This is a genomic window from Achromobacter sp. B7 (genome assembly GCF_003600685.1).
Taxonomy (GTDB): Bacteria; Pseudomonadota; Gammaproteobacteria; order Burkholderiales; family Burkholderiaceae_B; genus Achromobacter; species Achromobacter spanius_B.
The window spans coordinates 1,971,747-1,998,036 of sequence record NZ_CP032084.1; the positions used below are offsets into that span (position 1 = coordinate 1,971,747).

The window sequence follows — 26,290 nt, forward strand, 5'->3', positions numbered from 1 at the left end:
TGCAGCTCTCCTTTAACGTTCGGTGAAGGCGTTTGCCTTGGCACGCAGAATCGGTTTGAGCAGGTACTGCAACACGGTGCGTTTACCCGTCAGGATATGAACCTCGGCCACCATCCCGGGGATGATGGGCAATAGTTTGTCGCCCACGGTGCTGCGGTCCGTGCGGACCCGCACCACGTAATAGGAATTGCCTTTTTCGTCGGTGACCGTGTCGGCGCCGATCTGTTCGACCTTGCCTTCCAGGCCGCCGTAGATGGAGAAGTCGTAAGCGGTGAACTTCACTTCCGCCTTCTGGTCGGCATGCAGGAAACCGATGTCGCGCGGCTGGATGCGCACTTCCAGCAGCAGCGTGTCGTCCTTGGGCACGATCTCGATAATGTCCTTGCCCGGCTGCACCACGCCGCCGACGGTGTTGTTGAACAGCGTCTTGATGGTGCCGGCCAGCGGCGCACGCACTTCGGCCAGCTTCACGCGGTCGGCCAGGGCCAGCTTGCCCTGGCGCAGGGTCGACAGCTTGGTGTTGGTCTCGGACAGTTCGCTGCGGGCCTGGTTGCGAATATTGAGCTCGGACTCTTCCAGCTTGCTTTGCGCTTCCTTGATCGACGCCTGGAACCGGTCAATCTGCGCCTCGGCGCCTTTTTGCTCGCCGCAATACCGCGCCACGTCGCGTTGCAGGCGCAGCAGGTCCACTTCGGACACGGCGCCGCTCTTGAGCAACGGCCGGGTCACCTGCAATTCCCGCGAGGTCAGTGCGCAACTGGCCGAGGCTTGATCGCGCTTGGCGATGGTTTCGCGCAGGTCTTCCTGGCGTTGCTTGAGCTGTTCGCGCGCCACGTTGATGGTGGCGTTCAGCTCGGTGTTGCGCGCTTGCCAGGCGTTGCGTTCCATTTCAGCCAGGCCGGGCGCCTGCTTCAGCACTTCTTCCGGCGCCACGAAAGGTTCGCCGGTGGCCAAGGCCTGCAAGCGTGCGGACTTGGCCAGCAGCGACAGGTATTCCGCGTTGTTCTCGCCCAGGGAAGAGGCAAAGCGCGTGGAATCAATTTTCAGCAGGGTCTGGCCGGCCTGGACTTCCTGGCCCGGGCGGACCAGGATTTCCTCGACGATGCCGCCGTCCAGGCTTTGGATGATCTGCACTTGGCGCGACGGCACAACCTTGCCTTCGCCGCGAACCACTTCGTCGATGCTGCCGGTGGCCGCCCAGACGATCAGCAGGAAGGTCGCCAGCAGCGCCACCCACAGCAGCACGCGCGAGCTGCGGGCCTGCGACTCCTGGATCACCCATTCGGCATTGCCGACATAGTCCGAGCGCTTTTCCCGCTTGCCTTTTTCGGTGCCGTCCAGCAACCGGTCAAAGAAGAATACGAAGACGTTGCGCAATTTGCGCCACAGGGTGCCCAGCAGGCCGTGCCGGGTCTCTCCAGGATTTTTCAGCATGGCGCCCTTAACTCCCGCGTCCAACGCGTCCTTGACGCAGTGCTTCGACAACTTGCTCCTTGGGGCCGTCCGCAACGATGTGACCGTTATCGATCACGATCAGGCGGTCCACCAGGTCCAGCAGCGCGGTGCGGTGCGTGACCAGCAGGATCGTCTTGGTGGCGCTGGCCTCGCCCAGCCGCTTGCGTAACTGCGCTTCGCTCTGGTGGTCCATGTTGCTGCTGGGTTCATCCAGCAGCAGGATCGGCGGGTCGTTGATCAGCGCGCGGGCGACGGCGACGGACTGGCGTTGGCCGCCCGACAGCGATTCGCCGCGTTCGCCGATCACCATGTCGAAGCCGTTGGGGTGCAGGTTGGCAAAGTCCGTCACGCCGGCCAGGTTGGCGGCGGCCAGGATGCTGGCGTCGTCGGCGTAGGGCGCGCCCATGGCCAGGTTGTGTTTCAGGCTGCCGTAGAACAGCGTGGGGTCTTGCGGCACATGGCCGATGGCGCGGCGCACGTCGGCCGGGTCGATCTGGCGCACGTCCACCCCGTCCAGCAGCACAGCGCCTTCGGTGGGCTGATACAGCGCCAGCGCCAGCTTCTCCAGCGTGGTCTTGCCCGAGCCGATGCGGCCGATGATGCCGACCTTTTCACCGGGCTTGAGCTTGAAAGACACCTTCTTCAGTACCGGCTGCGTGCTGCCGGGGTAGGCGAAGGTGACGTCGCGAAATTCCAGGCCGCCATGAAACACGGGGCGGTGCAGGAATTCGGCTTCGGCCGGGCGTTCAATCGGCAGCTTCATATAGTTGTCGATGGAACCCAGCGAGGTGCGGGCGTTCTGGTATTGCATCAACAGCCCGGCAACCTGGCCCAGCGGCGCCAGGCAGCGGCTGGCGATCATGGACGCGGCGATGATGCCGCCCATGGACATGGCCGATTCCTGGGCCTGGTACACGCCGATGATCACCACGGCGATCGACACCAGTTGCTGGATCGCTTGCACAAAGCCGACGGTGGACGACGAAATCAGCTTGAGCTTGCCGCCTGTCTGCGCGATGAATTCCGTGGCGCGTTCCCAGTTGCGTTGCACCGAGCCTTGCGCGTTCAGCGTCTTGACGGCCTCCAGGCCGGTCAGCGCTTCGACCAGTGTCGCGTTGCGCTGCGAACTGGCCTGGAAGCTGGCCATCGTCAGCGCTTCCATGCGTGCCTGTGCGGCTAGCGACACCAGCAAAATCAGCACGATGGCAACCAGCGGCGGCAGGATCATCCACGGCGATATCCAGGCCAGCGCGGCCAGGAACAGCAGGATGAAGGGCAGGTCGACCAGCGTGGTGATGGTGGCCGACGCGATGAAGTCGCGGATGGATTCGAACGACCGCAGGTTGGCCGCGAACGATCCGACGGACACGGGGCGGCCTTCCAGCCGCAGGTCCAGCACGCGCTCCATGATCTGCGCGGACAGGCGCACGTCGACGCGCTTGCTTGCACTGTCCACCACATGAGAGCGGGCGGTCGACAGCACCATGTTGAAAATCACCACCAGCGTGATGCCGATAGCCAGCACCCACAGCGTTTCGACGGCGTTGTTGGGCACCACGCGGTCATACACGTTCATGGTGAACAAGGGCATGGCCATGGCGAAGATATTGATCAGCAGCGCGGCGACCAGCGCATCGCGGTACAGGCGCCGGTTTTCCATGATGGCCGCCCAGAACCAATGGCGTTCGCGCACTTTGGCCACTTCGGGCGCGCGGGCGTCGAACCGGAATTGCGGACGCACGAAGCAGACCAGGCCGGTGTATTGCGCGGCCAGGGCTTCGGGCGTCATCTCGACGGAACTGCCGCCAAGCTCGGGATGGCTGACCACATATTTGCCGTCTTCTTTTTTCAGCAGCAGGCAGGCGCGTTCGCCTTGCAACAGCAAGATGGCGGGCAGAAGGTCGGGGGAAATGCTGTCCAGCGTGCGCTTGACCACGCGCGCGGAAAGTTGGGCCCGCGCCGCGGCGCGCGGCAGCAGGGCAGGGGTCAGGCGGTGTTCTTCCAGGGGCAGGCCGGCGGACAGCGCCTGCGCCGTGGCGGTCACGCCATGCAGGCGCGTAATTTCAACCAGGCAGTCCAGCAAGGGGTCGTCATGCGCCGCTCGGGCGTCGGCGCGCCAATCACGCGCCGCCTTTTCAGATAACTTGTCCATCTTCGTCATCCAAGAGGTCTAGGTGTTCCGAGAGGCGCGCGCGTTGCTGCTTGCGCTGGGAGAGCTTTTGCTGTGCCTGGATAGGCAGGTCTGTCATGCGCAAGGTGCCATTGGCGATCAAGGCGTCGATCAGGTCTTCAAGAACGCGGACAAAGTCCGCGTCCAACTGCGAAAATTCGTTGCCCTGGGGCGTCATATGGCCTCCTTGCGCCCGCCGCCTTCAAGGCTTGGCGGTGGGTGCGTTCAGCGGCACGAGCGTGGGCGGCAGCGTGCCTTCGTTGTATTGAACGCGCACGGGAGCCAGGCGGGCAGAGTCGGGGACCGTCGAATTGCAAAGCTTGATCACTTCGTCGGTTACCTCCAGTTTGCCGTTTTCCTCGGGCATCTCGTTGCGCGCGGGTTGCAGCGACAGCGCGGGCAACAGCGCATGTGACAGCGCCAGCCAGCGGTACTGCGCAAGCTTGAGGTCATACAAGCCGTTGGTCAATGCGCGGCGCGACTCGAACAGTTCGTTTTCAGTGTCAAGCAAGTCCAGCAGCGAGCGCTGACCAATCTGGAACTGTTGTCGATATGCGTCACGTACCTTGGTCGTGGCCACTTCGTGGTCGCGCAGGAACGGCAGCTTCTGGCTCAGGCTGGTGATGTTGTTCCAGGCCACGGCCAGGTCCTGCTGCACGTTGCGGCAGGTGTAGTCGCGGATGTCGCGCGCGGCGTACGACTGCGCGGCGGTTTGACGCACGCGGGCCGAATCCGCGCCGCCGCGGTACAGGTTGTAGCTCATCACAACTTGCACGCTGGAGCTTTGGATGTCGCGCGTTTCCGGCGTGGGGTCGTTCTGGTCACGGCCCGAGGACGCCACGAATTCAAACTTGGGCGAGAAAGCGCCCTTGGACGAGGCCACGCCGGCTTGCGCGGCTTGCAACCCGGCTTGCTTGGACAGGAAGCTGGGGTTGCGGCGCAGCGACTCGTTGAAGTCGCCCGGCTTGACGGGCAGCTTGGCGGCGATGTCGGGCGGCGGCTGCATGGCTTCGGGCGGGAAAGCGCCGGTCACGCGCTGAAAGCGCTGCTGCACGTCAAGCAGGTTGGCGGTTTCGGTCATCAGGTTGGTCTGGGCCAGCGACAGGCGGCCGCCTGCCTGTTCCAGGTCAACGCGGCGGCCCACGCCGGATTCGGTGCGTTCGCCGATCTGCTTCAGCGTTTCTTCGTGCAGCGAATAGTTCTGGCGGGCCAGCAGTTCCATGTCGCGGTAGCGTTGCAAGTCGATATACGCCTGCACGGCGGCGAACGCGGTGCTGTCGCTGGTGGCCAATACGTCATAGAAGCGCGCCAGCTTGTCGAAGCCGGCCTGTTTGACGTCGTTGCTGGTGCGGAAGCCGTCAAAAATCAACTGGCGCAGCTCAACGTTGTAGCCCGGGCGGCTCCAGCGTTGCGATCCCACGTCCGGCACGTTGCTGCGATATTCGCGGCCTACATAGCCCTGAGCATTGATTTGCGGGAAGAAGGCGGCGCGTGCAACCGACTGACCTTCCAGCGACGCCTGGAAGTCGTGATACTTGGCCTGGATTTCCGGGTTGCTCAACAGCGTCTGCTCAACAACCTGATTCAGCGTCACCGTGGATACGGTGGCGGCCGGCGCGCCTTGAGCGGCGGGCGGGGTGGGCTGGGCAAAAGCGGCGGGAACAAAAGCCAAGGCGAAAAGCGAAGTCGTGCGTTTGATCAAAAACGAAGCCATAGTGATTATTCGCGTGTCGGAGTGGGATTGAATGGCGGCCATATTGTATGTAAATGTCATATTTCCCTAGTCAAGATTTGTTAAGTCTTGCAGAAGGCAAAATGACTCGCCACAACGTTTCTTCGCGCAACATCACCTAATTTGACTGAATTTGCACGAACTTCACAGACCGTGAAAAGTGCCAGCTTTATTAATACGGTTTATTTCGTATTATTTCGAAAGTGACGTGTCTGTAGTGAAACAGAATTATATCGGTTTGATAATTCTGTATCTGATTTCTCTTATCGAATTTGTAATTTGTGATTAATTTTCCACAGTGTTCTCGCACTGTTTGCCGCGCTGGAGGTGACGGATTCCGTAACCAACATGGTAGTGGTGGTACTAGTATGTATGGTGTGGTTGTACTAGGTTCAGAGCCTGGGCATAATTCCCGCATGCCGCAGTGGCCGGCACGGAAGCGATTTGCTGATCAACCGTGCGAGGCTCGAGCCGGACTGTCTATTTGCAGAGCGCATCCATGGCCCAAACCCTTTACGACAAACTCTGGGACGCCCACATCGTCCACCAGGAATCAGACGGCACCTGTCTGCTCTATATCGATCGCCATCTGGTGCACGAAGTCACCAGCCCGCAGGCCTTCGAAGGTCTGGCGATTGCCGGCCGCAAGCCCTGGCGCACCGGCGCCAACCTGGCGGTGGCCGACCACAACGTGCCGACGCTAAACCGCGCACAGGGCATTGACGACCCGATCTCGCGGCTGCAAGTGGACACGCTGGATGCCAACTGCGAGAAATACGGCATTACCGAATTCCGCATGAACGACTTGCGCCAAGGCATCGTGCACGTCATCGGCCCCGAGCAGGGCGCCACGTTGCCGGGCATGACCGTGGTCTGTGGCGATTCGCACACCAGCACCCACGGCGCGCTGGGCGCACTGGCATTCGGTATCGGCACGTCCGAGGTCGAGCACGTGCTGGCCACGCAGACGCTGCTGATGAAGAAAGCCAAAAGCATGCTGATCAAGGTCGACGGCGACTTGCCTTTTGGCTGTACGGCCAAAGACGTGGTGCTGCACATCATCGGCATCATCGGCACGGCCGGTGGCACGGGCCACGCGATTGAATTCGCCGGCAGCACCATCCGCGCCCTGTCCGTGGAAGGCCGCATGACCGTGTGCAACATGGCGATTGAAGCCGGCGCGCGCTCGGGCATGGTGGCGGTCGACGACAAGACCGTTGAATATTTCCGTGGCCGCCCCTTCGCGCCCACGGGCGTGGTGTGGGACCAGGCCGTCAAGTACTGGCGCACGCTGCACACCGACGAAGGCGCCAAGTTCGACACGGTGGTGGAAGTGAACGCGCGCGACATCAAGCCGCAGGTCACCTGGGGCACGTCGCCCGAAATGGTGTTGCCGGTTGATTCCCGCGTGCCGGACCCCGACCGCGAAAAAGACGATGTGCGCCGCAGCGGCATGGAACGCGCGTTGCAATACATGGGCTTAAAGCCCAACACGCCGCTGACCGACATCCGCGTGGATCGTGTGTTCATTGGATCGTGCACGAACTCGCGCATCGAAGACCTGCGCGCGGCTGCCGCCGTGGCACGCGGCAAGCGCGTGGCTTCCAATGTGCGTCAAGCCATGGTTGTGCCGGGCTCTGGCCTGGTCAAGCAACAAGCCGAACGCGAAGGGCTGGACAAGATTTTCATCGAAGCCGGTTTCGAATGGCGCGAACCGGGCTGTTCGATGTGCCTGGCCATGAACGCCGATCGCCTTGAACCGGGTGAACGTTGCGCGTCGACGTCGAACCGTAATTTCGAAGGCCGGCAAGGTCAGGGTGGCCGCACGCATCTGGTCAGCCCCGCGATGGCCGCCGCCGCCGCCGTGGCCGGCCACTTCGTCGACGTCCGCACGTTCCGTTAAGCGATCACGCACCGAGTACCGACATCATGCAAGCATTTACCACTCACGAAGGCCTGGTGGCTCCGCTCGACCGTGAAAACGTCGACACGGACCTCATCATTCCCAAGCAGTTCCTCAAGTCGATCCAGCGCACCGGTTTCGGCCCCAACCTGTTCGACGAGCTTCGCTACCTGGATCACGGCGAGCCCGGCATGGACAACAGCAAGCGTCCTCTGAACCCGGATTTTGTGCTGAACCAGCCCCGCTACCAAGGCGCCTCGATTCTGTTGGCGCGCAAGAACTTCGGCTGCGGCTCCAGTCGCGAGCACGCGCCCTGGGCGCTGACGCAGTACGGCTTTCGCGCGATCATCGCGCCGTCGTATGCCGACATCTTTTTCAACAACAGCTTCAAGAACGGCTTGCTGCCGATCGTGCTGTCTGAATTGGAAGTGGCCCGCCTGTTCGACGAAGTCAAGGCGTTCCCGAATTACAAGCTGCAAATCGACCTGGACCGCCAGGTCGTGATCGCCGCGGACGGCCGCGCGATGGGCTTCGATATCGAACCGTTCCGCAAGTACTGCCTGCTGAACGGCTTTGACGATATCGGCCTGACGCTGCGCCATTCCGACAAGATCCGCGCCTTTGAGGCCGAACGCCTGGCCCGCCACCCGTGGCTGGAAAGCCGTCCCATCGCCTGAACCCATTCTGATCACAGGATCGTTTTCAAATGACCCACAACATTGCAGTCTTGCCGGGTGACGGCATCGGACCGGAAATCGTCGAACAGGCCGTACGCGTGCTTCAAGCGCTGGACGTGCCGTTCGACATCAAGCAGGCGCCCGTTGGTGGCGCCGCGTTCGACCAGTTCGAACACCCGCTGCCCCCGGCCACGCTCAAGCTGGCCAAGGAATCCGACGCCGTGCTGTTCGGCGCCGTTGGCGACTGGAAGTACGACAGCCTGCCGCGCGAGTTCCGTCCGGAACAAGCCATTCTGGGCCTGCGCAAGGCGCTGGGCCTGTTTGCCAACCTGCGTCCGGCCATCCTGTACCCCGAGCTGGCCAGCGCATCGTCGCTCAAGCCCGAGATCGTGTCCGGCCTGGACATCCTGATCATTCGTGAACTGACGGGCGACATCTATTTCGGCACGCCGCGCGGCGCCCGTTCGTCGCCCGACGGCTCGTTTGCGGGCGAGCGCGAAGGCTACGACACCATGCGCTACGCCGAATCCGAAGTGCGCCGCATCGCGCGCATCGGCTTCGAGTCGGCGCAAAAGCGCAACAAGAAGCTGTGCAGCGTGGACAAGGCCAACGTGCTTGAAACCTCGCAGTTCTGGCGCGATATCGTCATTGAAGTGGCGCGCGAATATCCGGACGTAGAGTTGTCGCACATGTACGTCGACAATGCCGCGATGCAGTTGGTGCGCAACCCGCGCCAGTTCGACGTGATCGTTACGGGCAACCTGTTCGGCGACATCCTGTCGGACGAAGCGGCGATGCTGACGGGTTCGATCGGCATGTTGCCGTCGGCCTCTTTGAACGCCGGCGGCCAGGGCCTGTACGAACCCAGCCACGGTTCGGCCCCGGACATCGCGGGCAAGGGTATCGCCAACCCGTTGGCAACCATCTTGTCCGCCGCCATGTTGCTGCGCTATTCGCTGAACCTTGCACCGCAAGCCGACCGCATCGAAGCCGCCGTGCGCCGCGTGCTGGCCGACGGCCTGCGTACCGCCGACATCTTTGAAGCGGGCGCCACGAAGGTCACCACGGCCGCCATGGGCGACGCCGTGCTCAAAGCCTTGGCCTGATCGCCGGGCAAGGGGCGCGCCCTTGCGGCGCCGCCCCATCTTGGAAGGGGCCGCTGCAGGTAGCGGCCCTTTTTTCGCCCGTGTTGTGACGGCGCCGCGAAAGCCATTGGGCGGTCTTCCGGCCCCAATTTTTTCTAGCTGCGCCGCAACATACGCGCGTGCATTCTGATAAATTGTTGAATTGCACGACTTTTTCTACCCGGACCTTGTATCCACCTTTATAGAGCGATTGAAATGAATCAAGCAGTAGGCCTTGTCGGCTGGCGCGGAATGGTCGGCTCGGTGCTCATGCAACGCATGCGCGACGAGAACGACTTCGCACTGATCGAACCGGTGTTCTTTTCCACCAGCAATGCTGGCGGCGCCGCGCCCACGTGGGCCGAAGGCGCGGGCCCGTTGCAAAATGCCTACGACATTGATGCTCTGAAAAAACTGCCGATTATTCTGACGGCTCAAGGCGGCGACTACACGTCCGAGGTTTATCCCAAGCTGCGCGGCGCGGGCTGGAACGGCATCTGGATTGATGCGGCCAGCACCTTGCGCATGGCAGAAGACGCCATCATCGTCCTGGACCCGGTCAACCGCCCGGTCATCGACGCGGCGCTCAAGCGCGGCGTGCGCAACTTCATCGGCGGCAACTGCACGGTCAGCTGCATGCTGATGGGCCTGGCCGGCCTGTTCAACAACGACCTGGTGGAATGGATGACGTCCATGACCTACCAGGCGGCGTCCGGCGGCGGCGCGCAGCACATGCGCGAACTGCTGACCCAATTCGGCGAGATCAACCAGGCCGTCAAGCCCTTGCTGGACGATCCGGCGTCGGCCATTCTGGCTATCGATCGTGGCGTGCTGGCCAAGCAGAAAGATGCGTCGCTGCCGCACGAACACTTTGGCGTTCCGCTGGGCGGCAACCTGATTCCCTGGATCGACAAGGATCTAGGCGACGGCATGTCCAAGGAAGAATGGAAGGCCGAAGTCGAGACCAACAAGATCCTGGGCCGCGGCGCCGCCTTCGGCACGCCCGCCACCCCGATCGACGGTCTGTGCGTGCGCATCGGCGCCATGCGCTGCCATAGCCAGGCCCTGACCATCAAGCTCAAGCGCGATGTGCCGCTGGACGAGATCGAAGCACTGATCGCGCAAGGCACGCAATGGGCCAAGGTGGTTCCCAACACCAAGGAAGCGACGGTTTCGGCGCTGACCCCGGTTGCCGTGACCGGCACGCTGGACATCCCGGTTGGCCGCCTGCGCAAGCTGTCGATGGGCTCGCAATACCTGGGCGCCTTCACGGTGGGCGACCAACTGCTGTGGGGCGCTGCCGAACCGCTGCGCCGCATGCTGCGCATCGCGCTGGCCGAAGCCTGACGCGCAGGTGTGGACGGTCGATAAAAGTGGTTTGATCGGCCGTGTAGACAAGCAAGGGCACCTTCGGGTGCCCTTGACGTTTGGACAATCGTAAAAGGGAAGCGGCGGATGTGCCCGAGAGCCAACGCCGAAGCGCCTTTCAGGTTTGTGAAACCGGCATCATCCATTACACTTTTCCCGTGAATTGAGGCCTGTTTCGCTAATATGTGGCGCGACCCGGCCAGCCCGTAATTCGACTACAAGAACGGAATTCCAGCTTATGACCCAGCGTTCGCGCCATGTGAAGCATGCCCGCCGTTTGAAAACCCTTCAATGGGCGATCGCGTTGGCGATTGGGTCGAGCATGTGCAGTTCGGCGCTGGCCATGCGGGTCGGGCATTCCCGCGTGGTGTCGGCACCGGGCGCGCCGTTGCAGGCGGTGGTTGGTTTGCAGGAATTGACGCCCGATGAGGTGTCGTCGTTGAAGGTGTCGGTGGCGGATGAAGCCGCCTGGCAGCGCGCCGGCCTGAAGCCGCCGGTGCCGTTGGCCAGCATGGTGGTCCGCATTGAAGACGGCATCGACGCCACGCGCAAGAACCTGCGCGTGCGCGGCACGCAGCCGCCGGCCAGCGGCGCGGTCGACCTGCTCTTGGACATCACTTCAAGTTCCGGCCAGCGCCAGGTGCAGGTCAGCGTATTGGTGCCCCTGCGCGGCACCGGCGCCGACGTGACGCCGGCCTCGGTGGGCGGCGCGGCGCGCGCGGGGGGCAGTACCGCGACGGTCAATGTGAAGCAGGGCGACAATCTCTTTGCCATTGCGCAGCGCAACGCCGTGCCCAACGCCTCGGTGTATCAGATGCTGGTGGCGTTGTGGCGCGCGAATCCAGACGCCTTTATTCAGAACAACATGAACCTGGTGCGCGCCGGGCAAAAGCTGAAGATTCCGGATGCGGCCACGGTTCGGGCGATTGATCCGGCCGAAGCGCGCCGCATCTTTAACGAACATGCCGAAGCGTTTGCCAAGTACCGCGCCAGGGTCGGCGCGGCGGCAGGCGCCAATCCGTCGGTGGTGAAGGGGCAGGACGCGGCATCCGGCTCCGTGGCGCAACCTGGTGATACGGGCGTGGCAACGCCCGCTCCAACCCAGGACCGTGTGCGCTTGTCGACCGGGCTGGCGGCAGGAGGCGCGGTCGCGCAGGCGGATGCGCAAGCCGACGCGAAGACATCGAACGAGCGCGCACTGAAAGACGTTGAAGGCCGCGTGAATCAGCTGCAAAGCAATGTGGACGAGTTGAACAAGGCCGTGGCGCAGCAGGGCGGTTCGGGAACCTCGGGCGCGGGCGGCACCGGCGCGGCGGGCGGTGCGGGAGCCTCCGCAAGCGCAGGGGGCACGGGCGCGACGGGCGCTTCCGGTGCGACGGGCGGTTCCGGTGCGGCAGGCGGTTCGGGCGCAGCGGGCGGTTCGGGTGCAGCCGGTACTCCGGGCGCAACTGGTGCTCCGGGCGCAACTGGTGCTCCGGGCACGGCGGGCGCTCCCGGCGCGACGGGCGCTCCCGGCGCGGCCGGTACCCCGGGTGCAACGGGCGCTTCCGGCGCGGCCGGTTCCCCGGGTGCAGCGGGCGCTTCCGGCGCGGCCGGTACCCCAGGTGCAACGGGCGCTTCTGGCGCGGCGGGTACCCCAGGTGCAGCGGGCGCTTCTGGCGCAGCTGGTACCCCAGGTACGGCGGGCAGTTCCGGCGTAGCCGGTACTCCGGGTGCAGCGGGCACTCCCGGCGCCGCAGGTACTCCCGGCGCAGCGGGCACCCCAGGCGGTGCCGGTTCGACGAATAATACCGGCGCGACCGGCGCGGCGGGTGCGACTGGTACGCCCGGTAGCCCGGCCGCGTCCGGCGTTGCAGGCGCCACGGCGCCCGCGGGCGCGGCGGGTCCGGCCAGCACACCGGGCGGGGCCGGTAGCGCCGCAGCTCCAGGTGCAGCGGGCGCAACCGGCGCCGCAGGCTCTCCAGGCGCCACCGGCTCTCCAGGCGCCACCGGATCACCCGGCGCGCCTGGTGCATCCTCCTCGGACAGCGCCCGTACGGGCACGCCGCCCGACAACGCCAAAGACCTCTCCAGCAGCATGCCCAGCTGGCTGGCGGACAATCTTCTCGTCATCGTTACCGCCTTGTTGGCGTTGATCGCCTTCGCGATCGCCTGGCTGCTGCGTCGCGCCGGCGCGCGTCGCGACGACGATGACGAGGATACCTACGCCTTTAACGAGCCGGTGCTGGACACGGCAGCGCTGAACCGCAAGCTCGATACGATCAATCTCGACCTGGACGAACCGCCCACGGACGAACCGCGCCGAGTCAGCGGTCCACGGGTTTGAACGATGTCTAGAGTTGCATTGGGGCTGGCGTATGACGGCTCCGCTTGGCAGGGTTGGCAGACGCAGCCGCACCGGCAAACGGTGCAGGACACACTGGAGTCTGCCTTGGCAAAATTCTCCGGCGTGCAGGGCGTGGTGCCCACGATATGCGCGGGCCGCACCGATACCGGGGTGCACGGCGCGATGCAGGTGGTACACCTGGACACCGAGTTGGACCGGCGCATGGAGTCCTGGGTACGCGGTGTGAATGCGTTTCTGCCGTCCAGCGTGTCGGTGCAATGGGCGCAACAAGTGTCCGACGAATTTCATGCGCGTTTTTCCGCGCGCGCCCGCACCTATGTGTACCTGCTGTGGCGCGGCCGGGTGCGGCCGGCTCTGTGGGCCGGGCGGGCCGGTTGGTGCTTTCAACCGCTGGATGTGCAAGCCATGCGTGCCGCCGCGCAGGCCCTGGTCGGCGAACACGATTTTTCAAGCTTCCGTTCTTCGCAATGCCAGGCCAAGCATCCGGTGCGCCAGATGCACCGGCTGGAAATCGCGGAACGCGGGCCGTTCCTGGTTTTCACCTTGAAGGCGAACGCGTTTTTGCATCACATGGTTCGCAACATCATGGGCGCGCTGCTGCAAGTGGGGCAGGGCAGGGAATCGGTGGACTGGATGGCGCAACTGCTGTCCTGGCGTGACCGTACGCGCGGAGCGCCCACCTTCGCGCCTGACGGCCTGTACTTGGCGGCCATTGATTACCCCGCCGAGTTCGGCTTGGAAGAGCTTGATGGCGGCTCGACGTTGTTGTCGCCGTTTACGCAGTCTTATTAGGAATTTCCAGGAAGCCGCCGTCGCCATCGCGCCTTCCATGCGCTTAAAGGAACCATTGCCATGCAACGCCGCGCGTTTTTGAAACAAGCCGCCCTCGGCGCGGCAGGCAGTGCCGCGTTGGCCGCACCGGCCATCGCACAACAGGCGACGGCCATCGGACAACAGGAGCCAGTCCTCGCACAACAGACACCGGCCGTCGCACAGCAGACGCCGGCCGTCGCACAACATACAGCACCCGTCGCACAACAGACATCGCCCAGTACAGCGCAGGCGCCAACGGTCGCATGGCGGCTTGCGTCCAGTTTTCCAAGCGAATCGCCCACCTTGTTCGCGGGCGCGGAAGATGTTGCGCGGTATGTGTCCGAAGTGACCGACGGTCGTTTCACGATCCAGATTTTCCCGGCAGGCGATTTGGTCCAGCCTGGCCAAGTGCTTGAAGCCGTGCAGCATCGTGTCGTGGACTGCGGGCACACCGCATCGACGCGCTACTTCGATACAGACCCTGCGCTGAGTTTTGACGCCGGCGTTCCGTTCGGGCTGAATACCCGGCAGATGAACGCCTGGATGCTTCAGGGCGAAGGCTTGGCGCTGACGCGTGTGCTGTTCGACAAGTACAACATCGTGAACTTCCCTTGTGGCTACACCGGTGCGCAGATGGGCGGGTGGTTCCGGGGCGAGGTCAAGACCGTGGACGACTTGCGCGGCTTGAAGATCAAGGCCAGCGGATTTGCCCGGCACGTGCTGGCGCGGTTGGGCGCCACGCCTGTCGATGTGCCGGTGGCCGACACGTACGCCGCATTGGAGCAGGGCGTCGTGGACGCGGTGGCCTGGGTTGGTCCTTACGACGATGAAAGCCTTGCGCTGTATAAGGTGGCGCGCAATTATTACTTCCCGGGTTGGTGGGCCGGCACCTTGCAGTTGTCGCTGTACGTGAACCAGGACGCCTACGACGAACTGCCCAAGCCGTATCAGTCGGCCCTGGCGTTGGCGTGCCGCATGGCAACCGCGAACATGATCGCGAAGTACGACGCTGGCAATCCGGACGCGTTGCGTCGTCTGGTCTCGCGCGGCGCGCAGCTCAAGGCGTTTCCCAAACCGGTGCTGCAAGCCTGCTATGACGCCTCGTTGGCGGCTTATAAAGAGCTGGGCGTCAAGGATCCGATGTTCAAAAAGCTCTACGACAGCATGGTCGCTTTCCGAGATAAGGAAGTGCCCTGGTTCCGCGTCGCCGAGGGCGGCTTTGACTCGATGATCGCCACACTGGGCCAGCCGGCCGGCTGATCGCCGCCCAAACCTTGCGCGATATACTGATACACCGATTTTTCATCGGGCCACTGATCGTTAATGCCATGCGTACACGCATCAAAATCTGCGGATTGACCCGCGAACAGGACATTGAAGCCGCCGTTTCGGCCGGCGTCGATGCCATCGGCTTTGTCTTCTACCCCAAGAGCAAGCGTTGCCTGACACCGACGCGCGCGGCGCAATTGCGCCGTGCGGTGCCGGCATTTGTGGACGTCGTTGCGCTGTTCGTGAACCCGGCGCCTTCCGACGTGCAGGCCGTGCTGGACGAAGTGCATCCTGAACTGCTGCAATTTCACGGTGACGAATCCCCGCAGGATTGCGCCCGCTACGGCCAACGCTTCCTGCGCGCATTCCGCGCGGGGGCACCGGGTTTGGAAACCGCTGAAAACCTGGCGTCGTACTGCCGCGCATTCGGCGAAGCGGCGGGGTGGTTGTTCGACAGCTACAGCTCGGGATACGGTGGCAGCGGCCACGGCTTTGACTACGCGTTGCTGGACGACGTGCGCGCTGATCCCGTGTCGCGTCCCCTGATTTTGTCGGGTGGTTTGAACGGCGACAACATCGGCCAGGCGATCGAGCAAGTCAGGCCCTGGGCCGTCGATGTGAGCAGCGGCGTCGAGCTTGAGCAAGGAATAAAAAGTTCTGATAGAATCTCGTTCTTCGTTGATGCGGCACACGCCGCAGACGCGAAAATGAAGGGAAAAAAGTAGTGTGGTCATGCAGTTTGTGGCCAGTTAAGCTGGCGGTAACCGAGGTTAGGCTGCAATTTACGCACAGCGCAATGAACACAGCAAAAAATCAGTAAAGACGATTTGCACAGTTCAAAAAAGCACTATATAATTCTTCTTCTTTGCAGGCGGTTAGCTCAGTTGGTTAGAGCGCCACGTTGACATCGTGGAGGTCGTTGGTTCGAACCCAATACCGCCTACCAGAATACTTGCAAGAGGTGCCACGCACCGACATGAAAGCCGCATAAGTCTATGACTTTGCGGCTTTTTTGCATCTGCCAGCGAATTTGCGCTGGCAGATGTGAGGGATGTTGAGATTTTCAGGTCCGAGCGGGCAGTGTGCGCGAATCTGGAGCGGGGCTATTCGGCCCGGACCTTTTTAACCTTGGGCGGCTGACGCTTCGCCAGTAATTGGTCATGATGGGCCGAGCGGCGGTGACGGTCCATGCCGTGGCGCCAGGTGCACCACGGCGGTAGTAGCATACTGCGTATTATTTGAAGACATCGTAGCGCTAACTCCGGACCCTTAGCGTCTTGGGATAAAGAAAAAGCCACCCTCTGGGTGGCAATCTGTAAAGTAATATTGTCGTTCTAGAGCGCTTCGATGGCTGTAAACCGAAAGATGAACTCTGGGTTCTTCACCTTGCCCGACAGGCTCAGGCTGGACTCGACGAGGCAGTCGCCGTCAGACGCACTAAAAAATGTGCCAGAGAACTTTATCATTTGGCCTTTCTTGAGGGACGCTGCCGTGTCGAATAGCGGAGTTCCGGGCTCCAGCATGGTCTTGTGAAATGCATCGGAGAGGGCGTTGTTCCAGGTTTTCACCTCTACGTCCTTGGCGATCTCGACCGAAAATACGCCCTTTCCATCGCTGTTCGCGCCTACCCGCTCGACTTTGCCTATCCAATCCTTGGCTGATCGCGTCTGCAATTGCGAACACATTTGCTTGTCGCGAGCCGCTTTTATTCCGCCTCGCTGCATGTCATTTTCGGCCGAGCGCGCTTTGCTTTGGGCGTCGCTAACGGTTCGCACAAATTGCAGTTGAGGTTCAGGCAGGGGAGCAGACGGTTGCGCCGCAGCCTTTACTGTTGTGGGGGCCCCTGTTTTGTCGCCGCTGTTGAAGGCGATCGTTACCACGACCACAATAAGCCAGAAGATCCAGCTTTTGTAGAAAGGTTTTTTGGGCTTTGTTGCTGCCACAGCCTGCTCCTAAGTTAAGGTTTAATAAAAAAAAATCAAATCGTTACACTGACAGTGCACCACGGTAAATATGCGACCGCTCCGGAGTCAGTCATTTTCTTATTTTTCGGACGTTGCGGGACTGATTAGGAGTTGATCGTCTGTCCGTAGGAGGTCCCCGGAGGGAGAGCTTTGAAGGCTTTTACGCTCGCGTTCCCAGTCCTCTATTACCGCCAATAGGCGCTCTTCAGCGCGACCCTTCCATCTATCTGGAAGCGCTTCGAATCGTTCGATAAGCAGCGACGGGAATGGCCAGGAACCACGTTGAAGGTCAGGGTCCGTATCCATCCATCCCCGAGGCTTCCGGGTGGCGATTTCTAAGGTCCGCGCCAAGTCCGGACCCATGGTTTTGGGTTTACCAGTCTTACTGCCTAACGCACCATTCAGAATTTGACTCAACGTTGAGTCACGCTCATTTCTTTCTGCCAAGCGGTTCAGGGCGGCGGTTGAACCAACCTCCGCGATGAGCATGCGTAATCTCGCTACCCGACTTTCTTCGACGGTCTTCATGTGCGGCATTACATAGCGCAAAGCTAATTTTGTGGTGTAGCGTCGCGCTAATTATTTTGAATTGTTGGGGGCTCTATTTTAATCACCTCGTGCCAGGCCGCAGCCCCCGCAGTCGCGTGATTATCCTGCAGTCGCCTAGGGCGCAGGTGTATGTGCAGGAGCGATTTTATGGCTTCGGCACGGCTTCCAGCTGCTTGCATTTTTTTTGATTTTTCCGTACCCCCCGAATATTCAGCGCCGCCAAGCCCAGCTGAAGCGCAATCAATGCATACGCGCCGTCGTGCAATCCCCACGCAATCCACAACGCATTGCTTAATAGAAATACCCAAAATCCCCATTTGCGTTTGGCTTTGCCTTGCGATGCCACCAGCCATGCGGCGGCCAGCGATGTCACCATCGCGGGCCATTGAAGAAAATTCCATAGCGCGTCCATGATGTAAGCCGGGTCCTCCGTTGCGGCGTGAGCGATCAGCCCAGTTTCTTGACGACGCGGGCCAGTTTGGCGATGCCGCCGGTGCCGCTTGCGGCGCGTCCCATCAGCGCCGTGCCGGCCGCGGTCAGCATGGCGCGTTTGAATGGCGTGCGGCCTTTCATGCCGGCCACGATCAATAGCGCGCCCAGGCCAAATACGATCAGGTGCTCGCCCGGGAAGTCGGGGCGTCGGTCGTCTATGTCTTTCAGTTGCCGCGTCAGCGATGGGTCATCGCGACCCACGGGTTCCATTTCCACTACGTCATCGGTTTGCATCGCAGTTCCCCCAAAAAAAGAAGCCGCTTCTCTTCAGCAAGTGACATGCCACGCGTGGCCCGGGGAAGCGAACACCGTTTCGCGCAGGCAGGGCTTATCTGATAAGGTCCGGCGTATCTTCCGCCTGCTTACACCATGCACACATTCACCAAAGCACTCCTGCTGGCTCCCTGCGTTTGGCTTGCCGCTTGCGCCATCAAACCGCCGGCGGCAACGCAAGCGCAGCCGCGCGTTGACGAATTGCCGATGTATGGGGGCATGGATCGGTCTGCCGCAGCCGAGTTGCAGGCCAGCGACAAGAAGCTGGCCGAGGACGCCGTCCGGGCATTTGGTTCAGCCGCCAAGGCGTCGCAGGCCTGGGTGTCGCAGGGATACCGGTTTTACCAAGCGGACCAATTGGGCATGGCGATGCGGCGGTTCAATCAGGCTTGGCTGTTGAACCCGGACAACCCCGAGGCCTATACCGGCTTTGCCGCGGTGCTGCACGACCAGGGCAAGTTTTGCCAGGCGATGAGCATGATGGATCTGGCGATCAGCCATGATCCCCCTACCTTTCAGGGCATTTACGCCGACGCGGGCCGCATTGCCGCCCGTTGCGCAGCGGAAGATAAGACGCTGCCGCCAGAGGCGCGAGTGGCGGCTACCGCGCGGTCCGACGAGTGGTATCGCAAAGGCGAAGCCGTCGAGCCCGACAAGGGGTATCTGTATTCGTCCTGGGCCACGGCGTACTACTGGCGCGGGCAATACGATCAGGCGTGGGCAATGGTGGTCAAGGCGCGCGCGGCGGGCGGATCGCCCAGCCCGAAATTCATGGAAATGCTACGCGCCCAAATGCCGGAGCCTCGCGGTTAGCCTCGCGGCTGCCTGGTGATCAGCGCAGCTTCGGCGGCAATGCGGCATTTGCGATATTCTGCTGACCATCATGATCAAAGCTCTATGGTTGGCGTTGGGCTGCGTGATGCTGGCATTGGGCGTCATCGGCGCATTTTTGCCGGTCATGCCGACGACGATTTTCCTGATATTGGCGGTGGGCTGCTTTTCGCGGTCGTCCCCGCGCCTGGAAAAATGGCTGTTGGACAGTCCGACTTACGGACCGCCGCTACGCATCTGGCGCGACCAGAAGGCGGTGTCGCGTAAAGGCAAGACGTACGCCTGCCTGGGAATGGCCGTGGGATACGCTTTGTTTTGGTGGAGCGCGCACCCGTCGTGGCCGTTGGCCGTTGGTGTAGGCCTGTTCTTCGTTGCCAGCGCAGCCTATGTATTGAGCCGGCCGGCGCCCAAGGTGTCCGATGCCGGTGGCCGGCCGTTGCAACGATAGCGCTGGATGGCGCGTATCGTTGCGCCGGCCCTTGCCGGGCCGTGCTGCTTATCGCCTGACCGTTCAGTGCGAATGCCGGGGATCGCCCCGCGTCTCGATCACTTTCAGATAAAGCGTTGCCGGTTCCAGGCAGCCCCCGGTCGACAATTGACCCACCATTTGCCGATAGATTTCCTGCCACGGCGTTTGCGAAGCCGGCGGCTGATACGGCGGTTCCTGCTTGCGCCGTTCCATCTCGGCGTCGTCCACCAGCGCGGTCACGCTACGCTGGTTCAGGTCTACGCGGATCTTGTCGCCCGTGCGCAGCAGCGCCAGGCCACCGCCCACGGCGGCTTCGGGCGACATATTCAAAATCGACGGGCTGGCCGACGTGCCGCTCTGCCGGCCATCGCCCAGGCAGGGCAGTGAATCGATACCGCGCTTGAGCAGGTGCGACGGCGGCGCCATGTTGACCACTTCGGCGCTGCCGGGGTATCCCACGGTGCCCGCGCCGCGTATCACCAGAATGCAGTGTTCGTCGATGTTCAGCGACGGGTCTTCGATGCGGGCGTGATAGTCCTCCGGGCCTTCAAAAACAATGGCGCGTGCCTCGAAGGCATTTTCCGAACCGGGTTCCGCTAGATACGTGCGGCGAAATGCCTCGCCCACCACCGACATCTTGATGATGGCGCTGTCGAAGAAGTTGCCCGACAGCACGATGAATCCGGCGCGATGCTTGAGCGGCGCCTCGCAGGTGCGGATGACATCGGGGTCCCTCGTCTTGGACGCCGCGGCGATGTCGCCGATGCTGCGGCCCGATACGGTGGGGCAATCGGCGTGCAGGCGGCCGGCCGCCAGCAATTCGTGCATGACGGCGGGCACGCCGCCCGCACGGTGAAAGCCTTCGCCCAGGTGTTCGCCGGCCGGCACGCAGTTCACCAGCAGGGGCACGTCTTCGCCCAGCCGTTGCCAATCGTCCAGGCTGAGGTCGATGCCGGCGTGGCGGGCCATGGCGATCAGGTGGGGCGGACAGTTGCTGGAGGCGCCCAGCGCCGAGGCCACGACGATGGCGTTCTCAAAGGCCTCGCGCGTCAGGATGTGCGACGGGCGCAAGTCTTCCCGCACCATGTCGCAGATGCGCATGCCGGTGGCGTAGGCCATCTGCGCGCGTTCGCGGTAGGGGGCGGGAATGCTGGCACACGTGGGCAAGGACATGCCCAGCGCTTCGGCCAGCGAGTTCATCGACAGCGCCGTGCCCATGGTGTTGCAGTGCCCGACCGATGGCGATGACGCTGTCGCCAGCGTCATGAAACCCTCGTAGTCCAGCTTGCCCGCCGCCATCAAATTGCGTGCATGCCAGATGACCGTGCCGGAACCCACCCGCTGGCCGTCGTGCCAGCCGTCCAGCATCGGTCCGCCCGACAGCACGATGGCGGGCAGGTCGACGGTGGCGGCGGCCATCAGGCAGGCGGGCGTGGTCTTGTCGCAACCGGTGGTCAGGACCACGCCGTCCAGCGGATAGCCATGCAGGATCTCGACCAGGCCCAGATAAGCCAGGTTCCGATCCAGCGCGGCGGTGGGCCGCCGGCCCTGTTCGGCCAGCGGATGCACCGGGAACTCCATGGGGATGCCGCCCGCGTCGCGGATACCCGCCTTGATGCGCTCGGCCAGCGCCAAGTGATGCCGGTTGCAGGGCGCCAGGTCGCTGCCGGTCTGGGCGATGCCGATGATCGGCCGCCCGGATTGCAGTTCCTGCCGCGTCAGGCCGTAGTTAAGGTAGCGTTCGACGTAAATGGCCGTCATGTCGGCGTGCGCGGGATCGTCGAACCATTTCTGGCTGCGCAATTTGCGGGGTATCTGTGACATATGGAGCTCGCTTGCTTCGCGTGGGCGATCAGTAAAAAGGCGTCAGTTGCGCGCCTTCTGGATCTCATCATTCAACTGCTTGATGAGGTCGGGGCCCAGTTCCTGCGTGTATTTGTCGACCACCGGCTGGACCTTCTGGCGCATGCGCGCGACTTCCTCGGGGCTGACGGTGTTGATCTTCATGCCGGCCTTTTCAAGGGTGGTCATGGCCTTGGTGGAATCCGCGCGGCTGTCCTTGCGTTCAAATTCGCGCGATGCCTCGGCCGCCTGGCGCACCAGCTTCTGTTCGTCGGGCGACAGCGTGTCCCACCACTTCTTGGACGCCAGCACCACCCACGGCGTATAGACGTGGCGCGTGATGGTCAGGAAGGGCTGCACTTCGTAGAACTTGCTGCTTTGAATTGTCGTGATGGGGTTTTCCTGCCCGTCGACCGTGCGCGTTTCCAGGGCGGTGAACAGCTCCGAGAACGGCATGGGCACGGCATTGGCACCCAGCGTATTGAAAACGCCCAGCGCGATCTGGTTTTGCATGACGCGCAGCTTGATGCCTTGCAGGTCTTCCGCGCGCGCGATCGGGCGCTTGGAGTTGGTCATGTTGCGAAAGCCGTTTTCCCAATAGACAAGGCCGACCAGCCCCTTGGCTTCCAGCTTCTTCAACAGGTCCTGGCCCAGTTGCCCATCCAGCACCGCATCGGCTTCTTTTTCGCTGTTGAATAGGAAGGGCAGGTCGAACACGCCGAATTCCTTGACCATCCCGGCCAACGGCGCGGTGGACCCGACCATCATTTCCTGGGCGCCGCCCGCCAGCGCGCCTTGCATCTGTTCGTCGGAACCCAGGTTGGCCGAGCCGAAGGTCTTCATCTTCAACTTGCCGCCGCTGACTTTTTCAAGCTCTTGCGCCAGGAAGCGCGCGGCGCGGCCCTGGACGCTTTCTTCGTTCAGGCCGTAGCCGAAACGGATCAGGCGCGGCTTGACGTCGGCCGCGGCGGCCACGCCGGCAACGGCGCAGGACAGCGCGGTGGCCAGCACGAGTAAACGGGTTTTGAATCGATAGGTCATGGTGCTCCTCCTTGGGGTTTTTTTGCCGCTAGTGCATCCAGCGTGCGGGTACGGTGATCAGCTCGGGGAAGATCACCAGCAGGACCAGCAGGCCCGTGTAGGCCACGACGTAGCGCCACACGCCCCTGCAGATGGTTTCCATATTGATGCGGGCCACGCCGCACACCACGTTCAGCACGGTGCCCACGGGCGGAGTCAACAAGCCCACGCAGCCCACCATCACGAACATGACGCCGAAGTAGACGGGGTCGATGCCGGCTTTGGTGACCACGGGCATCAGCACCGGCGCCAGGATCAGGATGGTGGGCGTCAGGTCCATGACCGTTCCCACCAATGTCAGCAGCAGCAGCAGGGCGAACATCAGCAGCTTGGGCTGGTCCATGACCGGTTCGAGCAGCGCAATCAGGTCTTGCGGCATGTCGGCCAGCGTGATCATGTAGGACGACACCATCGCGGCGGCCACCAGGAACATGACGACGGCGGTGGTGCGCGCGGCGTTCACGAACAACGGCAGCAGGTCGCGCAGCCCGATCTCGCGGTAGACGAACAGACTGACGCCCAGCGCGTACACGGCGGCCACCACGGCGGCTTCCGTCGGCGTGAACACCCCGCCGCGCAGCCCGCCGATGATGATGACGGGCAGCATCAGCGCCCATATCGATTCGCGCAGCGCCTTCAGGCGGTTGCGCCACGGTTCACGCGGCGACGGCTTGATGCTGCCGTGCTTGCGCGCTACCCATGTCCATACCGCCACCAGCGTCAAGCCCATCATCAGCCCGGGGGCGATGCCCGCGAAGAACAGCTTGGTGATCGATACGTTGGTAGCCACCCCGAAGATGATGAACGAGATGGACGGCGGGATGATGGGGGCAACAATGCCGCCCGCCGCGATCAGCCCGGACGCCTGCCCGGCGTCGTACCCCTTTTCACGCAGCATGGGGATCAGCAAGGAGCCCAGCGCGGCGGCGTCGGCCACCGCCGAGCCGGACAAGGCGGCCAGCAGCACGCTGGCAAAAATGGCCACGTAGCCCAGGCCGCCCTGGACGTGCCCGACAAACATGCTGGCCAGGCGCACGATACGTCGGGATATGCCGCCGGCATTCATGAGTTCGCCCGCCAGCATGAACAGCGGGACGGCCATCAGCGTGAAGCTGTTGGCGCCCGTCAGCATGTTCTGCGCGAGGATTTGGGTATCGAAGAAGTCCAGCTGGAACATCATGGCCAGCGCGCTGAGCAGCAGCGCGAAGGCAATCGGCATGCCCAGGGCGATCAGCCCCAGCAGTACAAGCAGGAAGAGGGTCAGAATCATTGCAAAGGTCCGGGCGGGGTGGGGGCGGGCGCGTTGGGGGCGGGCGGAGCCCGACTCAGACCGAGGGGTCTTCGGGACTGGATTCCGCCGGCAGGGGGCCGCCGGCCAGCACACGGATAATGTCGATGACGGTCAACAGGCCCATGGCCACGGACGCGTACAGCGCCGCCGTGTTGAACACCGCCAGGCGCATGCCGGTGACGGGCAGCACCGTGTCCATGCCGATCACGGTCTGTACCCAGCTGCCGCGTGCCATCAGCCACAGCACCCACAACACCAACAACTGGCAGAAGATGTGCGAGACACGACGCGCGGCGGGGCCGAAGCGTTCAACCAGCATGGTGACGCCGATGTGCTGGTGGTCGCGCAATGCAATGACGGCGCCCAGGAAGATCAGCCACACAAACGCCAGGCGGGATACCTCGTCGGACGCGTTGATGCCGGAATTGAACAGATAGCGCAGCGCCACGTTGCCGAACAGCAGCACGACCATGACGACCAGACAGGCGACCATCAGCCAGGTCTGTAACGCAAAACACCAATCGGCGGCACGGGCCAGCGGCGAACCGCCGCGCTGCCCGGAAGGGAAGGCTTGCATGTTTGTCTCCTGCCCGGTTTTTCTGGGCTTTTTTCGCTTATGCTTTGGCGGATGTTAGCGCTAACATTTCGCTTTTGGCAAGCCCCTGTTTTTTGAGTCAGACTACGCGCTTCCCACCCGACCACGAAGGCCAATGTCCATCCGTAAACCCCGCAGTTCGCACGCTGGCCGCGTCACCATGCAAGAGGTGGCGCGCCGCGCCGGCGTCAGCGCCATCACCGTGTCGCGCGCGTTGCGCACACCGGACAAAGTGGCCGAGGCGCTGCGCCTGCGCATCGCGCGCGTCTGCCAGGAGCTGGGGTACGTGCCCAACCATGCCGCCAGCGCGCTGGCTTCGGCGCGCTCGCAGACCATCGTTGTGCTGATCCCGTCGCTCAGCAACGTGGTGTTCGTGGACATTATTTCCGGCATCAAGGAAGTGTTGGACCAGCATGGCTATCACATGCTGATCGGGGTAACGGGGTATTCGCCGGATGCCGAGGAAGCCTTGCTGCGCAAGTATCTACAGCATTCGCCGGACGGGTTGATCCTGACCGGTATCGACCACAACCCCGGCACATGGGCCTTGCTGCGCACGCAGCGCATGGCCACGGTGCACACCATCGAAACATTGGCGGGCGCCGAGGACATGAGCGTCGGCTTTTCGCAATTTGACTCCGGCTATGCCGCCTGCCGCCATTTGGTGGAACGTGGCCGTCGACGCATCGGCATCATCGGCGCGCAGTTGGACCCGCGTTCATTGCGCCGCTGCGAAGGGGCGCGGCAGGCGCTGCGTGATGCGGGTTGCTACGACGCCACGCTTGAAATCATGACGCCGGAGAAGTCGTCGATCAGTCTGGGGGCGTCCTTGCTGGAATCCTTGCGCCAGCAGCATCCGGATTGCGACGCGGTCTTTTTCTGCAACGATGACTTGGCGCAAGGCGCCGTGTTTCAGTGCGGCAGGCTGGGCGTGCGCGTACCCGAGCAGATGGCCCTGGTCGGCTTTCATGACCTGGCCGGCACAGCCTGGACGACCCCACCGTTGTCCACGATTGCCACGCCGCGTTACCAGATCGGCGTGTCCGCAGCCGGCTTGCTGATGCAGCACCTGGCGGGTGAGCCTATCGCCCAGCGGCACGTGGACCTGGGTTTCACGCTGGTGCAGCGCGAAACCAGCTGAACGGCGGACTTAGCCTGCACGACGCATGGCCAGGAAAACACCCGACGCCATGATCAACGCCATGCCCGCCAGCGCCAGGGCGTCGGGCGGGCGTTGGAACCAGAAGGTGCTGAACAGCACGGCCAGCAGCAGTTGAAAATAGTTCAACGGCGCCAGGGTGGCTGCCGAGACGCGTTGGAATGCGGCAATCAACAACACCTGCGCCAACCCGCTGCATGCGCCCAGCGCGATGATGATCGCGGCGTCGCCAGGCGTGGGCCAGGGGTCGGGCAGAAAGAAGGGCGCCGGCAGCGCCGTGACGATCAGGCAGATGATTGCCGTATACGCATACTGCACCGGCCCGGGCACCTTGCCCGACAGCTTGCGCGTGAGCACCTGGAAGATCGCGTAGCAGATTGCCGACACCGCCATCAACAGCGTGCCCAACAGCGGCAAGTCGCCGCCGGGCCGCACAATCAGCAGCATGCCGGCAAAGCCGACGGCCACCGCCAGCCATTGCACGGGGCGCACGCGCTCGCCCAGCAGCCAAGGCGACAGCGCCACCATGATGAGCGGCGACGTGAAGTAGATGGCGGTGGCTTCCGACAAAGGCATCCAGATCAGCGCGGTCATGAAGCACGTGGCCACGGTGGCCAGCGTGACGCCGCGCAGGATCAACAGCGGTTTTTCGGGGGCATCGCGCAGGCGCATCCCGCTACCGTGACGCCATAGCATGGTGATGGCCAGAACAATCACCGCCAGATACCGCATCACATTCAAGAACGGCGCGGGGTAGCGTTCCAGCATGTACTTGGACCCCGCGTCGAACGTGGCAAAGGCCACCAGCGCGGCGAAGAACAACAGGATGCCCGCATTGCGCGAGGCGGCAGGGGGAGGCAGGACGGCGGCGGGAACAGAGGCCATGG

At 62.9% G+C, this 26,290-nt stretch carries 22 protein-coding genes, 1 tRNA gene and 1 pseudogene; 12 read left to right on the plus strand and 12 right to left on the minus strand.

The window, feature by feature from the left end:
• Positions 1 to 12: 12 nt before the first annotated feature.
• From DVB37_RS08840 to DVB37_RS08855, 4 genes are read right to left on the minus strand one after another with little or no spacing between them, the layout of a single operon-like run.
• A complete protein-coding gene (locus tag DVB37_RS08840) occupies positions 13 to 1,434 on the minus strand; it encodes an HlyD family type I secretion periplasmic adaptor subunit (protein ID WP_104145421.1) in 1,422 nt (473 codons plus the stop codon).
• Positions 1,435 to 1,441: 7 nt separating this feature from the next.
• Positions 1,442 to 3,607 carry a type I secretion system permease/ATPase gene (locus DVB37_RS08845; RefSeq protein ID WP_162941179.1) on the minus strand — a complete coding sequence of 722 codons (2,166 nt, stop codon included), beginning with the start codon at positions 3,605 to 3,607 and terminating at the stop codon, positions 1,442 to 1,444.
• Positions 3,591 to 3,803 carry a hypothetical protein gene (locus DVB37_RS08850; RefSeq protein ID WP_006218695.1) on the minus strand — a complete coding sequence of 71 codons (213 nt, stop codon included), beginning with the start codon at positions 3,801 to 3,803 and terminating at the stop codon, positions 3,591 to 3,593. The genes DVB37_RS08845 and DVB37_RS08850 overlap by 17 nt, the downstream gene beginning before the upstream one ends.
• A gap of 24 nt (positions 3,804 to 3,827) precedes the next feature.
• Positions 3,828 to 5,339, minus strand: a complete 1,512-nt coding sequence (locus DVB37_RS08855) for a TolC family outer membrane protein (protein WP_120154672.1) — start codon at positions 5,337 to 5,339, stop codon at positions 3,828 to 3,830.
• 517 nt (positions 5,340 to 5,856) lie between these two features.
• Here DVB37_RS08855 and leuC point away from each other — a divergent pair.
• The 9 genes and pseudogenes from leuC (at position 5,857) to DVB37_RS08900 (ending at position 15,804) form a co-directional block, all read left to right on the plus strand.
• Positions 5,857 to 7,260: a 3-isopropylmalate dehydratase large subunit gene (leuC, locus tag DVB37_RS08860; protein WP_046807556.1), complete on the plus strand. Its 1,404-nt coding sequence runs from the start codon at positions 5,857 to 5,859 to the stop codon at positions 7,258 to 7,260.
• 26 nt (positions 7,261 to 7,286) lie between these two features.
• Positions 7,287 to 7,937 (plus strand): 3-isopropylmalate dehydratase small subunit, encoded by a 651-nt coding sequence (gene leuD, locus DVB37_RS08865; RefSeq protein ID WP_006218698.1) that lies wholly within the window; start codon positions 7,287 to 7,289, stop codon positions 7,935 to 7,937.
• A gap of 29 nt (positions 7,938 to 7,966) precedes the next feature.
• Positions 7,967 to 9,043, plus strand: coding sequence for a 3-isopropylmalate dehydrogenase (gene leuB, locus DVB37_RS08870; RefSeq protein WP_120154675.1), 1,077 nt, complete (start codon positions 7,967 to 7,969; stop codon positions 9,041 to 9,043).
• A gap of 234 nt (positions 9,044 to 9,277) precedes the next feature.
• Positions 9,278 to 10,408, plus strand: a complete 1,131-nt coding sequence (gene asd / locus DVB37_RS08875) for an aspartate-semialdehyde dehydrogenase (RefSeq protein ID WP_046807554.1) — start codon at positions 9,278 to 9,280, stop codon at positions 10,406 to 10,408.
• Positions 10,409 to 10,667: 259 nt separating this feature from the next.
• Positions 10,668 to 12,755, plus strand: a complete 2,088-nt coding sequence (locus tag DVB37_RS08880; RefSeq protein WP_240434063.1) for a FimV family protein — start codon at positions 10,668 to 10,670, stop codon at positions 12,753 to 12,755.
• Positions 12,756 to 12,758: 3 nt separating this feature from the next.
• A complete protein-coding gene (gene truA, locus DVB37_RS08885) occupies positions 12,759 to 13,568 on the plus strand; it encodes a tRNA pseudouridine(38-40) synthase TruA (protein WP_046807552.1) in 810 nt (269 codons plus the stop codon).
• 267 nt (positions 13,569 to 13,835) lie between these two features.
• A pseudogene (locus DVB37_RS08890) lies at positions 13,836 to 14,849 on the plus strand (TRAP transporter substrate-binding protein); the annotation flags it as partial.
• A 68-nt stretch (positions 14,850 to 14,917) separates the two neighbouring features.
• Entirely contained in the window at positions 14,918 to 15,583 is a 666-nt protein-coding gene (locus DVB37_RS08895) for a phosphoribosylanthranilate isomerase (protein WP_046807550.1), read from the plus strand.
• Between the two features lie 144 nt (positions 15,584 to 15,727).
• A tRNA-Val gene (locus tag DVB37_RS08900) sits at positions 15,728 to 15,804 on the plus strand.
• 388 nt (positions 15,805 to 16,192) lie between these two features.
• Here the strand turns inward: DVB37_RS08900 and DVB37_RS28305 are convergent.
• The 3 genes from DVB37_RS28305 to DVB37_RS08915 form a co-directional block, all read right to left on the minus strand.
• The gene (locus DVB37_RS28305) at positions 16,193 to 16,801 is read right to left on the minus strand and encodes a hypothetical protein (RefSeq protein WP_146073938.1); all 609 of its coding nucleotides are present in this window, start codon (positions 16,799 to 16,801) and stop codon (positions 16,193 to 16,195) included.
• 715 nt (positions 16,802 to 17,516) lie between these two features.
• Positions 17,517 to 17,783, minus strand: coding sequence for a hypothetical protein (locus DVB37_RS08910; protein ID WP_104145413.1), 267 nt, complete (start codon positions 17,781 to 17,783; stop codon positions 17,517 to 17,519).
• Between the two features lie 35 nt (positions 17,784 to 17,818).
• Positions 17,819 to 18,097 (minus strand): hypothetical protein, encoded by a 279-nt coding sequence (locus DVB37_RS08915; RefSeq protein WP_052946133.1) that lies wholly within the window; start codon positions 18,095 to 18,097, stop codon positions 17,819 to 17,821.
• A 258-nt stretch (positions 18,098 to 18,355) separates the two neighbouring features.
• Between DVB37_RS08915 and DVB37_RS08920 the strand changes: the two genes are divergently transcribed.
• Complete coding sequence (locus DVB37_RS08920; protein WP_223264994.1) at positions 18,356 to 18,949, plus strand: tetratricopeptide repeat protein; 594 nt, start codon at positions 18,356 to 18,358, stop codon at positions 18,947 to 18,949.
• 70 nt (positions 18,950 to 19,019) lie between these two features.
• Positions 19,020 to 19,415 carry a YbaN family protein gene (locus DVB37_RS08925; protein ID WP_205571607.1) on the plus strand — a complete coding sequence of 132 codons (396 nt, stop codon included), beginning with the start codon at positions 19,020 to 19,022 and terminating at the stop codon, positions 19,413 to 19,415.
• Between the two features lie 63 nt (positions 19,416 to 19,478).
• Here the strand turns inward: DVB37_RS08925 and DVB37_RS08930 are convergent, their stop codons facing one another.
• From DVB37_RS08930 to DVB37_RS08945, 4 genes are read right to left on the minus strand one after another with little or no spacing between them, the layout of a single operon-like run.
• Positions 19,479 to 21,260, minus strand: coding sequence for an IlvD/Edd family dehydratase (locus DVB37_RS08930; protein ID WP_046807547.1), 1,782 nt, complete (start codon positions 21,258 to 21,260; stop codon positions 19,479 to 19,481).
• Between the two features lie 42 nt (positions 21,261 to 21,302).
• The gene (locus DVB37_RS08935) at positions 21,303 to 22,319 is read right to left on the minus strand and encodes a TRAP transporter substrate-binding protein (RefSeq protein WP_120154679.1); all 1,017 of its coding nucleotides are present in this window, start codon (positions 22,317 to 22,319) and stop codon (positions 21,303 to 21,305) included.
• Positions 22,320 to 22,347: 28 nt separating this feature from the next.
• Positions 22,348 to 23,628, minus strand: coding sequence for a TRAP transporter large permease (locus DVB37_RS08940; protein WP_104145411.1), 1,281 nt, complete (start codon positions 23,626 to 23,628; stop codon positions 22,348 to 22,350).
• A 55-nt stretch (positions 23,629 to 23,683) separates the two neighbouring features.
• A complete protein-coding gene (locus tag DVB37_RS08945; protein ID WP_046807712.1) occupies positions 23,684 to 24,226 on the minus strand; it encodes a TRAP transporter small permease in 543 nt (180 codons plus the stop codon).
• Between the two features lie 133 nt (positions 24,227 to 24,359).
• Between DVB37_RS08945 and DVB37_RS08950 the strand changes: the two genes are divergently transcribed.
• The gene (locus tag DVB37_RS08950) at positions 24,360 to 25,385 is read left to right on the plus strand and encodes a LacI family DNA-binding transcriptional regulator (RefSeq protein WP_046807713.1); all 1,026 of its coding nucleotides are present in this window, start codon (positions 24,360 to 24,362) and stop codon (positions 25,383 to 25,385) included.
• Between the two features lie 9 nt (positions 25,386 to 25,394).
• Here the strand turns inward: DVB37_RS08950 and DVB37_RS08955 are convergent, their stop codons facing one another.
• Positions 25,395 to 26,288, minus strand: coding sequence for a DMT family transporter (locus DVB37_RS08955; RefSeq protein ID WP_120154681.1), 894 nt, complete (start codon positions 26,286 to 26,288; stop codon positions 25,395 to 25,397).
• Between the last annotated feature and the right edge of the window lie 2 nt (positions 26,289 to 26,290).